Source organism: Methanohalobium sp., assembly GCF_046546175.1.
Lineage (GTDB): Archaea > Halobacteriota > Methanosarcinia > Methanosarcinales > Methanosarcinaceae > Methanohalobium.
This window is the reverse complement of record NZ_JBKGYF010000048.1, coordinates 1-12,625: the sequence shown is the minus strand read 5'-3', so window position 1 is coordinate 12,625 and position 12,625 is coordinate 1. Positions and strand designations below refer to the sequence as shown.

The 12,625-nt window shown below is 37.8% G+C and carries 6 protein-coding genes; 3 read left to right on the top strand and 3 right to left on the bottom strand.

Features of this window, described 5'->3' with window-relative positions; translation table 11 throughout:
• Positions 1 to 317: 317 nt before the first annotated feature.
• Positions 318 to 1,517, top strand: a complete 1,200-nt coding sequence (locus ACLFMM_RS06365) for an ABC transporter permease (RefSeq protein WP_410807882.1) — start codon at positions 318 to 320, stop codon at positions 1,515 to 1,517.
• A 171-nt stretch (positions 1,518 to 1,688) separates the two neighbouring features.
• Here the strand turns inward: ACLFMM_RS06365 and ACLFMM_RS06360 are convergent, their stop codons facing one another.
• Positions 1,689 to 2,312: a 4Fe-4S binding protein gene (locus ACLFMM_RS06360; protein WP_410807881.1), complete on the bottom strand. Its 624-nt coding sequence runs from the start codon at positions 2,310 to 2,312 to the stop codon at positions 1,689 to 1,691.
• Positions 2,313 to 2,314: 2 nt separating this feature from the next.
• Positions 2,315 to 2,746 carry a MarR family transcriptional regulator gene (locus tag ACLFMM_RS06355; RefSeq protein WP_410807880.1) on the bottom strand — a complete coding sequence of 144 codons (432 nt, stop codon included), beginning with the start codon at positions 2,744 to 2,746 and terminating at the stop codon, positions 2,315 to 2,317.
• Between the two features lie 715 nt (positions 2,747 to 3,461).
• Here ACLFMM_RS06355 and ACLFMM_RS06350 point away from each other — a divergent pair.
• Both ACLFMM_RS06350 and ACLFMM_RS06345 read left to right on the top strand, forming a co-directional pair.
• Positions 3,462 to 3,638, top strand: coding sequence for a PLDc N-terminal domain-containing protein (locus ACLFMM_RS06350; protein WP_410807879.1), 177 nt, complete (start codon positions 3,462 to 3,464; stop codon positions 3,636 to 3,638).
• A gap of 707 nt (positions 3,639 to 4,345) precedes the next feature.
• Complete coding sequence (locus ACLFMM_RS06345; RefSeq protein ID WP_410807878.1) at positions 4,346 to 7,912, top strand: PGF-pre-PGF domain-containing protein; 3,567 nt, start codon at positions 4,346 to 4,348, stop codon at positions 7,910 to 7,912.
• 73 nt (positions 7,913 to 7,985) lie between these two features.
• On the opposite strand, the gene ACLFMM_RS06340 is transcribed toward ACLFMM_RS06345, so the two are convergent.
• On the bottom strand, positions 7,986 to 12,614 hold the full coding sequence (locus ACLFMM_RS06340) for a cobaltochelatase subunit CobN (RefSeq protein ID WP_410807877.1): 4,629 nt from the start codon (positions 12,612 to 12,614) through the stop codon (positions 7,986 to 7,988).
• Positions 12,615 to 12,625 lie beyond the last annotated feature (11 nt).

Here is a 12,625-nt window from a genome sequence, read left to right as displayed (position 1 = left end):
ATAGTGGGTGCAGTTGCTATTGTGATGTACAGACGAAGGATGAACAAAAACCAGTGATATCCCCGGATAAAAGGTAAAGTACATGTTGAACCCACTGGAAGCATCTAGAATCGTAATAGGGTTTATAAGCAGTTCTTAATCAAGTTCTGCTTTTACAACCTTTGAAATAATTATAGAATAGTGACAATAGTTTCAATATGTAAACGGTTACAAGTCGAATATAGTAGATGGAAGGACAAGCTAACCGCTTCAGCGGTTAATAGCTCACATATCAAATAATAATTAAGGTAAGAGGGATAGAAATTTTAAATCTAAGTATGGCTTTCAAGATTGCTATTGGAAGTATAAGTAGTTCTAAATTGAGGTCAACTCTGACAACAATTGGAATTGTAATAGGAGTGGCAGCAGTTATTGCTAATGTCTCACTTGGAGCAAGTTTTAGTCAGTATTTTGAAGATGAGATAGGTGCTTCTGGCGATAACTTCATTGTTATCTTTAGTAATGAGGTTAATGTTTTTTATGATAGTCAATTTGACCTGTTAAGAAGTACACCTGGAATAGTTGGGGTATCACCTGTTCTTGAAAAATCGGCAACAGTTCAATACGGTTCCAGTGAGAGAAGTATTGAGATGTTTGGAACTACTGAAGATTATGGACAAGTAGGTAATATCAATCTGGAATCAGGAAATTTTCTAAGTGATAACGATAAATACGTTGCGGTTCTCGGCCATGAAATTGCAAATGACAAGTTTGACAGGGACATATCCAACAGGAATTCAATCGATATCACATTCAAGAGAAATGATGGTACTGAAAGGACTGAAACTTTCAGGGTCAAAGGGATAACCGAAGATAGAGACCCATCTTTTGTAGAAGGAGGTCCAAATCCCGAAGAGCGTATATTTATACCTATATCTACCATGCAGGATATGCTAAATAGAGAAGATTATGGTGGGTTCGCTCTCACAGCATCCAGTCTAGAAAATATAAGAGAGATTTCTGACAGGGTAGATAAACGTCTGGCAAGAAGTCTGGGTGTTCCTGAAAGAGAGATTGATAACGAAGATGTTAAACCCTATTCAATTTTCAATCAGGCCGAGATACTTGACCAGGTAGGTCAGATATCAGCGGCTCTGAGTGCACTGCTTATATCTGTGGCTCTTATATCACTGGTAGTTGGATCTATCGGTATCATGAATATCATGCTTGTAACTGTAACCGAACGTACCCGTGAAATCGGGTTAATGAAAGCGGTGGGATATACCTATTATGATGTCCTTGTTTTGTTTTTAGTAGAATCCGTGGTTATAGGACTTATCGGAGGTGTTGTTGGTACGACAGTGGGTATATTGGGTGCATATGGTGCAAATACATTTCTCGATTTACCGAATGTATTCCCATTTGAATTGATAATAATAGGTGTATTTGTGGCTGTGTTTGTGGGAATAATCGCAGGTGTATATCCAGCAAGCAAAGCTGCCAAGTTGAACCCAGTTGAAGCTTTAAGATATGAATAATTAGGACTCGGCAGGAAACCTTTCTGAAATCTACACTACTCAGCAAAATTCAGCTAATTAACCATGGGTTTTGAATTTGGAAAGCAAGGATAATTGGTCTATCCAAAATAAAACGCAAAAATTTATCAGGAGCAAACCGGTACTGCTCCTGTATCTTCATTTATTTAAAAATCAATGCGGGAAATTCAAAGCATCCTTTGGACAGTTATCAACGCATCGTTCACATTTGATGCAATCAGGGTTATTGCTCACATTTTTGACGTCAAGATGCATCGGGCAAACTTTGCTGCATTTGTTGCATGATATACATTTATCATCGTCCACCTGCAGTTGATATTTATCTCCACCAATGATCCTCTGAACTGTTCCCATCGGGCAAATGGTACACCATGTCCTTGGACTGACGAATACTCCGAGCACAACAGCAACAGAAGTTGATACAAAACACATGGATACAAACACCATACCAAGCTGGTTGACAAAACTTTCTGTTTGAATCACTTCAAATATACGGTAACCCATGAATCCCATCATTGCTGCAAATACAGGAACTCTTACCCACATACTTTCAAGGATTTTGGGTATTTTCTTGCTTTTTGTTATCTTCCCAACCCAGAAATCATAGAGGCTTCCTCTAGGACATATGTTTCCACAGAACCATCTGCCTCTGAATGGACTGATAATCATCAATGTGGCAAGCATAACCACCATGAAATATCCAAGTATCGGGTACCAGAGACCGACAGTAGCTACAATCAGTACTATTATACCCATATAGGGAGTTATCTTAAGCATAATCAAATACTCCTAACACTTTCTGCAACATAAGGGTAGTTTTGTTTTCCATCTATCCAATTATCAAATTCGTTTTCGACTCTACTGACCCACGTGTAAACTATTTCCATTATGAGCATTTTCATCTCTTCCCTGTTGCACACTTTGTAAATATAGACATAACCACCGTTATCAAGGTTTTTCTGTGACCTGTTCAGTACATCGCTTGTGTATAATTTTTTCACAGCTTTCTGGACAGTCGAGAGATCGAAACCCATCATCACCGCAATGTCGTCCGAAGTTAACCATTTGTCATCATTTTCCAGAAATTTGTTCATTATCTGCAATTCAGACTTTGTGAGCTTGAGCGCGCATTTGAATACATCATCCAGTTCAAATTCTTTACAGGCAAAATCCAGCATATCAATACCTCTACTTTTTATCAGTACTGTCATATGGTAACAGTCCCATATAAAACATGCTGAGTACAGATATAAACTGCCAAAAAATAGCAGTACCGTGTATCATGGTACTCTTGATATTAGTATAGTTTTTTGGTTTTGTAGATATCCTTAAATTTTAATTGTGGGTATTGTTATAATTTCATTACTTTTGGTTCATGGTATTGACATTAATTGGATTTCTACAGAAACCAATGTCAAAAGGTTCACGAGAAATGGAGCAGGAAGCCAACAGTTTTAACTGTTCTCTTCAAATCAAAACACTCTAAATCAAAAATTTAGAGTTAAACTTAAACTTGGTAAATTGAAAATTTACCAATATCTTTAAACTACAGTTTAAAGAGTCAGAGATTTAAGTTGTTTGTAATGTCCTCCGCTTAGCTTCTATTATAGTAAGGTATGTAGTTAATTATACACAAACAGCATATGAGATTATCATAAAAACATTGTTCATGGAACTAGAAAAATATCTGTCATTTGCTAAAGCATGGATGAACAAATTCTATGTACAAATACAAGGTATAATTCAATGAGTTAATGACTATAGTTAAGAGATGGAAGGACAAGCTAACTGCTTCAGCGGTTAGTAGCTGACAAAGCGCTATTTTAATAAATGATACTATCAATTTTAAGAATGAGAATGTTTCAATTTGTTACTAAGTTTAATTTGAAACTTAAGACTTATTAAATATTTAGTGGTGATTAATAAATGTTAGATTTGATATGGGGATTTATTGTATTAATATCTGTAATATGGGTAATATATGATGTCCTGACACAAAATAATAAATTAAGTACTGTAATGAAAGTTGTATGGATTGCTGTAGCACTTATATTTGGTATATTGGGTGCCATTGCTTATTATTTCCTCGGTAGAGAAAAATAAGGTTCTTTCAAGTAGAGACATCATTTGGTGGATAAATTACCGAAGAGTATAACGTTTGCTTTGATGTTATCGATTATATTTTTCATCTCCTTGTGCCGGAAACCCTGATAGGAAACATTGGAAGGAATTCTGAAATACTATTGACTTTTTCTGTTCTGATCTTTTAAATTCTTACATCACGACAGTAAAACAAATTTAATATCAGGTTTTTCCACAAAGCTTTTTTTGGGTATTGAGAATTCAGGGCGGTTGATTATTTTTTAAAAAGTTAGTAATACAGCTCTTTTTGCTTAACCTGATACTGTAGTTTGCACTCTGGTTAAATTATATAAAATGTAAAACTATAAATTTTAATATGTCTTAAATAGATATTATATAAAGACATAATTATAATTTCCCAGTTACCGGGAGGAAAAACGATTAGATTAAAAACAATTACAATCGCAATTATAATTTTTATTATTGCCAACCTAACAGCTGTAGGTTTTGCATCAGAACCGGGTTTTGAGAACAGTAGTGAAATAAATACAAACAGTGACCAAATAAACTTTAACAAGTATGAAAATGGAAACCAGGAAAAATCTAAAGATTATATTCAAAACGATAAGATATTCCTGAAAAGAAAGACAATAGATACGGATTCAGACCGAATAGAAACTTTCAGTACAAGCAAATATTATCTAAACTCTACCCAAAAATACTACATCGTGCAGTTTGACGGTATCATCAAACAGAAATGGAGGCAACAACTGGAAAATAAAGTTGCAAACATTATTAACTATATCCCTAACAATGCATACCTTGTTAAAATGGACAGTTCAACCAAATCTGATGTTGAACAGATGGAAAATGTAAAATGGGTAGGGAATTTCAAACCAGAATACAAGATTTCAGACCAGATAAGCAATTCTGAAAAAACATCTCTTAAAGTAACTATTAACATTTTCAAATCATCGAATACCAGTCCAGTTATTGACAAAGTCGAAGAACTGAATGGTTCCATATTGCAAAAGTCCGGAAACTCGTTAAACGTTATGATTGATAAAGAGAGCATACCTGAAGTCGCAGAGTTGAATCAGGTCAGCTACATACAACAATATACAAAACCAGTTCCGCTCAACAATAAGGCAAGACAAATCACGAACGTATCGCATATAGAAACCAATTTTAACCTAAAAGGCGATGAACAGGTCGTTGCTATCGCAGACACAGGTATAGATTCAGGTGCAGACGACGAATCTATGCATCCTGATTTAAGCGGTAGTTTTGAAGATATCATCAAATATGCTGGAAATGATTCAGCTGACCATGATGGTCATGGTACCCATGTAACCGGTACTGTGACAGGCAACGGTTCTGCCAGGGGTGCTGCACCAAATTCTGATATCGTTTTCCAGGCTCTTGGTGACGATGATGGTAACCTCACTGTAGATATAACCATGAACAGTCTATTTTCTGAGGCATATAACAAAAGCGCCAGAATACATACAAACAGCTGGGGGTTTGTCAATGATTTAAATGATTATGGTGACCATGCAAGAAGTGTGGACGAGTTTATGTGGAACCATAAAGATATGCTAATACTTTTTGCAGCAGGTAATGAAGGAGGTGCCGAATCAATATCAAGCCTCTCAACTGCTAAGAATTGTCTCACAGTCGGTGCGACTGAAAATAATAGATCAAGTATGGGTTCAAATTCTGATAACATCAGTGAAATTGCATATTTCAGCAGCCGGGGTCCTACCAATGATACCCGGGTCAAACCGGATGTTGTTGCACCTGGGACTAATATATTGTCAACAAAAGCAAACATCACGTCTGCTGAAGATGGGTATATATACATGAACGGTACAAGTATGGCTACTCCCCATGTAGCAGGTACAGCCGCTCTTGTAAGGCAATATTATATGGATAATCTAAGTGTCACTCCATCAGCTTCACTTGTAAAAACGACGCTCGTCAACGGGGCTTATGACATAACACCTGTAAGATATGGAGATTTGCAGACCCAGCCAAATTATGTACAGGGATGGGGACGTGTAGATGTAGAAAAATCCATCAAGTCAATTCAAAAAGGTAATATTTACTATTCCGATGGAGTAGAATTAAACACAAGCGAACTTGCAGAAACGAAATTCTATGTCAACAATAGTTCTAATCCGCTAAAGGTAACAATCGGTTGGACTGATCATCCAGGTGAAGCCTATTCATCGAAAGCACTTGTCAATGACCTTGATTTAACTTTAATAGGTCCAAACGATACTGAGTATTACGGCAATTCTGAAATCGTATCAAACGGTTACGACCATACAAACAATATCGAAGAAATAGACATCAGTAATCCTGATACAGGAGTCTACACTATTAAAGTCAATGGTTCTAATGTACCGCAAGGTCCACAACCCTTTTCAATGGTAATGTCAGGTTCAATTGAGAATGGAGATATATCTAAAATCGAAATTTCACCGGAAGACCCGACTATATATGATAATCAAACGGTTTCATTTGATGCAGATTGTTATAATAAAAACGGTAACAAAATAAATGAAACTGTTTCCTGGTCGAGCAACAACACCACTGTAGGAACAATCAACAACAGCACGGGTTATTTTACAGCTAATGTATCAGGAACTGCAAATATAACTGCTAAAAAGGATGGAACCAGTAACTCAACAACTGTTACTGTTGAGAAACAACCACCTGAATTAACCAATATCAATGTTACTCCATGGGACCCTGCAATCTACACAAATCAGACACTGGATTTTGACGCAAATACTACCGACCAGTACGAAAACGAAATCGATGTAAATATAAACTGGTCTGTAGGTAATAATTCAGTTGGCAGTATTAATGATACCGGTACATTCACTCCAAATAATACAGGTATAACAAATGTAACAGCAAAAAATGGCAGTATCGAAGATGTTACCAATATTACTGTTAAAGAAAAACCATACCTTGATTACGCTAATATAACCGTGAACAAGACCGGGATGAATTCTAACCAGTCCAACATAATTCCAATCGATAGTTCTGATTTAAACTTTTCACTTGTAACAAAAGACCAGTATGGCAACCCATACAGTTTTGAACCTGAATGGTACAGCAACAATACTAATGTAGGAACAATTAATCAATCAACCGGTGTATTTGAAATAAACAATACCGGATTAACAAAGATATACTGGACAAACTCAACAAATGACACGATGACAGGTGATGGTATAGATAATAACATCACATTTGATATCCAGGAACGAAAATTCGATGCAGTCAATATAACAGATATGGAATCAGAATTTCATCCCGGTGACAAACATAACTTCAATGCAACTCCTGTGGATCAATTTGGTGATGATTATGAAATAGTGTTAAACTGGACATCCAGTAATCAGGATGTTGGTACAATCAGCAATTCCACAGGTGTTTTCAATGCTGTAAGTACTGGTACAACAAATATAACCGTTAAAAACGGTTCCATCAACAATACGTCCACGGTTGATGTTGTAAAAGAAGAAACATTATCCAGCACAGATAGTAGTTCCGGTTCAGGTGGTGGAGCTGGTGGTGGAGACACCGGTGAGAAATATGAAAATATCAAAGAAGAACTTGTTCAGCAGGAAAATGTGGTTTATGGCGAACAAATATCATATGAATTCAATACTAGAGTAAACAAAATAGGACGTATTCAGTTTGAAGCAAAAAAGACTGCAGGTAAAATCGAAACCCGTATCGAGGTTCTGAATGATAAATCTGAACTGGTTGATAAAAAACCAGCAGGAAAAACTTATCAGAATATGAATATCTGGGTGGGTAAAGCAGGATTTAACAACAACATCAAAAACGCATCTATCGATTTTGACGTTGAAAAATCATGGATAGAAGAAAATGATATCAATGAATCCACAATCAAGATGTGCAGATATCATAACGATAAATGGAACGACCTTGACACTCAAAAATTAACTGAAAACGAGACAGTTATCAAATACAGGGCAAATACACCTGGTTTTTCACCTTTTGCTATATCAGGTGAAATCAAGAATACACAGGACATAAAAACCAATTCAGAAGATAGTGATGTAATTGGTTCCAATAACTCATCATCCAGCGATAATCAAACAACTAAACCATCCAACAACACTACTGTGCAATCCAGTGGGGATGGTGATACTATAGGTATTGGTGCCTGGGACATGGGTTGGTTAATATTAGCAATTGTGAGCATATTAGCCAGTATCTCGGTTTATATCAAAAAGAAAGGTACCTAAAGTATTTTTTAGTGTTTGGAAACTAAAATAACAAAAAATATGATGTTGGGGCTGGCCAACATCTAATAAGTTTTCAAGTTCTTCTCATATATCCGACAACTATTGCACTCACAGCCAGCAGTACGAGCACTGTTCCCACCATATCAGCACCTGAGAACGACATTGGACTAGAGCTGCTATCAGAATCTTTAGATTCCTCTTCCATCTCATAACCTTCGACGTAATCATCAGACGATTCAGATTGTTTCTCACCTGGATCCTGACCGGTATCAGCACCAGTACCAGATTCTGATTCAGTCTCTTGTGTCTGATTACTTGTTGCAGTGTTTGACGAATTCACCATCTCACGCTGCATACTGTTTAGACTATCCTCACTTTTGGTATCTTCTTTTTTACCTGATTCTGTATCTTCTGTAGCTTCATCCATGAGTTTTTTATATGCTTCCTGTTTTTCAGGACTTATGCCGGCTACTGACATTTGACCTTCAACGTATTCATTCAATGTTGGGTTACCACAGGTATGATGGCAGCACGTAACACCGTTTTCTACTACTGAATCTACGTACTCTTTCACCAGTTCATTAACGATTTTATCTGAAGCTTGCCAGTAAGCATTTCCATCAGGACCTATCTTACGGGAGGTCTCAAGCATTCGTGCTGTGGTAGACTGGTATTGATACGGGTTTTCAGATTTCATGAATTCATTCATTCCGAGGTCGTATTTATCCTTGACATAAATATCGTACATCTCATTCCAGTCTGAATCCGTTACAAGTTCTGGTGATACAGCATCCCAGCCCCACATATGTTCAGTGAATTTCATGAACTCTCTTGCTCCTGCATAATCATGTTCCATCATGCCAGATATCCAGGTCGGGTTAAAGTATCGTGATCTCAGTTCTGTCCTGAATGCTTCATTCAGTGTAGTAATCTGGGGATTGTCTGCATCTTTGAAATCTGCTACATACATTTCAGGTTTTTCACCTGTCAGTGACCTGACTGCAAGACCTACACCACCAAGATACTGGTAGAAATCATCATTGTCAATAAGTCCATAGAGGTTCGAGGAATCACTGTGCTGGGCAACTTCTACATCTCTCAGATTCAGCTTGAAGACATCTTCATAATTTTCACCCCAGTTGTTCTGTCCGTAGATATTGGACATACGTGACATGTACAAATCTGCCAGTTCGTCTTCATTTTCCCATGTATCACTTGCAGTAACCGCTCCCGGCAGACCTGTACCGTATGATCCAGGTGATTCACTGAATATCCTTGATCTGGAGAGGTTTACTGCTGTACTGTTATTGTATCCCATTTCTTTCAGTTCTTCTTCCATCTTCAAAGAATTCATTCTAACATAATTGGTCTCGTTGCTTTCATTAAGCGCAGCAACGGTACGGACTGCTTCATCTATCAATTCCAGTTGATACGGGAAGGTATCTCTGTACAGTCCAGATGGTGTGACAGTGACATCAATCCGCGGATGGTCCATCTCTTCTGCTGGAATCACATCAAATCCTACGATTCGACCCAAATCCCTTCTTGGTTCCACACCAAGTAATGAATATATTTGGGCTTCCATCAAACCCTCATGACGCATGGTTTCAACTGACCAGAGTACATAGTTTACTTTTTTGGGATAGTCTCCATGTTCGGATTTATATTTATCAAGCATCTGGTCTGCAAGTTCAGCACCCCTATCTTCGGTTTCTTTATCAGGGAACTTTCTTGGGTCAAAACTGTAGAAATTACGTCCTGTTGGAAGAGCTTCAGGATTCCTGATAGGGTCGTTTCCTGGCCCGGGTTCAATGAATTCAGCATCCATCGTTTTCAATGTTTGATCAATCTCCCTGCTGGTCTGCTGGAGTTTTGTAGAGTAATTAAGAGCTGTGTTAAGGTCTTCTGTGATCTTTGTATCTGTGGTGTTTAGAACTTCTTCCTGTGCCTCTGTAACATTTGTCCCGTTTAATATTGTGGCATTTAAAAGCTTTGTAGCATTTTCATCAGCTGCTATCTCCATATCTTCCTCATCAGACTGCTGTGGAAGCACATCCATGATATGTTCAATGAAATCCTGACCCATCATGGATTTTACCATGTATACCAGTTCTTCACCTTCTGGCGCAACACCAAATGTATGCAATCCAAGAGGCATTAAAGTGTTCTTTAGTTTGTGGAGATGATCATGAATATCAGTATTTACGAATTCACTGAATTCAGATGAATTCATATTTTTCATTTCGTCGCTGGTCACACCAAGGTCAGCTTCCAGGTTCAAAGAAGAGTATAATTCTATTATCGTTTCCCTGTATTCAGACTTTGTTCCGTTTTCTGCCGTTTCATAGGAATGTATTTTCTCATGAAGCTGGGAAAGGTTACCGTAAAGACCACCTGATGATATCGGAGGAGTTAGATGGTCTATGATAACTGCGTTACCTCTTCGTTTGGCCTGTGTACCTTCACCTACATTATCCATGATATACGGATAAATCACAGGAGTATTACCCACCATTATAGATGGATAATCGTATTTCCATAGTCCTACTTCTTTACCTGGAAGCCATTCCTGTGTTCCATGGGTTCCGAAATGTATCATCGCATCTGCATCATTGACCTGGTTGATCCAGAAATATGTCGCAAGATAATGGTGGGTAGGTGGCAGTTCTTTATCATGGTATATTGTCGATTCATCAGATAAATCACCTCTCATCGGCTGTGGTATGAAATTGACATTTCCCATCTGTATTGCAGGTATCACGAAATTATCTTTATAGACCATGATGTCACCAGGCGGTTCACCCCATCTGTCTTCAACATCTTCCCTGACAGATTCCGGAAGGTTATTGTACCATTCCATATACTCGTCTTTGGGTACAAGGGTTACATTGCCGGATTCTACTACCTTCTCAAGTTCACCCGGTGCCCATGAACCTACATTCCTGCTTTCGATGAATAGGTCGATGAACTTACTGCCATTTGGTATATCTCTTTCACCGATATCGTAACCGGTATTGTTCATGTTTTGTAGTAGTAATTCAAAGCTGGAAACAATATCCATATAACTTGCTCCAATATTGCTCTTCCCACCTCCATGGTTGTAATAGATTATACTGATATTTTTGTCAGAATTATCAGTCCTACCGAGTTCAGACCATGATATGGCACGGTCGGTCAACCAGTCAACCTGCTGGTCATGGGCTTTGTAGTAATACTTGTCGGGATTATCCGGATCCTGTACCCTACCAGCTACCCAGATATACTCTGTAGCACCATCAATTTCGGGTTGTGTCACCTGGAAAGCAAGTGACTGCGGGTTGACTCCATGGGTACTTGCATTGTAATCAGCCGGTGAATTGTAATAATCAAAAACCGCTTTTATAACAGGGACATTATATTCTTCTAAGTAATCAACACCTTTTTCTTGGTCTCCATAATTTAGATAAAAACCCTTGTTAGAAATTATGGTGTCAACAATTACCGACCCATTATTTGTGAAATAATCCACATCCTCTTCACATACTTTCGAGGTAGTATAGATAACGTTACAGCCCTTGGACTCAAGTTCCTGTATTATATCATCATCTGCATTGTAATCCATTTCACTTTTTCCAAGTGAATTTTCATCGATTATACCGATGGTAGGTGCAGATTCATTATATCCATGGTCTTTATACCATTCAAAATATGTAGTACTGTTTTCAAAAATCCTCGGGAATGCATCTGGATGGTATATGCCATGGTCAGGAATTTCTGGTGGTTGGGAAGGTTTGTATTCAATGTAGTCATCTTCAAATTCTGCTCCAATATAGCGGATCCAGTGTTCCATGTTTGAAAAACTGCTATTATAGAGATATTCCTTCATGGCGTTATGTGGTGGTTTTTCCATATCAATAGTTGACACATCATAGTTATCTTGCATACCAAAAAGACCAATCTGGGTACCGTTATCCTTTGCCTCAAGGAGAGGATCCTTGATATCCGGCATGGTGGTAGAACCTATCATATAGAGCATGATCACATCCTGGTCTGAAACATCTGTCAGGTTTTCAGATGCTTCCTGACCATCCATGACAGTGACATCGAAACGGTCGGTAATAATATCTCTTTCTGAGAGTACCTGATTAAGGTAATAGACACTGTTATCAGAATTGAGTATGTATGTGACGTTGGTTTCTGGATGGATAATTTCAGGTTCTGTGATGTTTTCACCAACCCACTGCTCACAGAATTTTTGTCCCATCGTTTTGAGCATGTTTTTCATGTTGGTGTCGCCATCCTGTATCCAGTACCTTTCAATCTCGGTATAATTGTTAGAATAAAGATCTACATTGGATAAGGAGGTAACATTAGAAGATAAATTGTAACCTATTACACTGGTGCCGTTGTCTTTTGCCGAATTGATACTCTTGTTCCATTCATTTTTGAATGTTTCATTTCTAGATTCGATGAAGATGACTGACGACTGTGAAAAATTAGTATCCTGGGGTATTGTATCGTTTTTTGTATAGACTGTTACGTTTAATTTTTCATCAATGGTACTGTTAGAAGCTGCGGTTTGAAGCGCTTCTTCGTTTATATCGGTACCCAGAATGAAAGTTATATTAGTATTCGTCTGGTTCTCTTCTGCCGATGCTCCATGTACCGCTATCATCAGTACCAATACACTTAAGACTAGTAAACTTCCTTTCTTTTTTTGCATGTTATCACCTC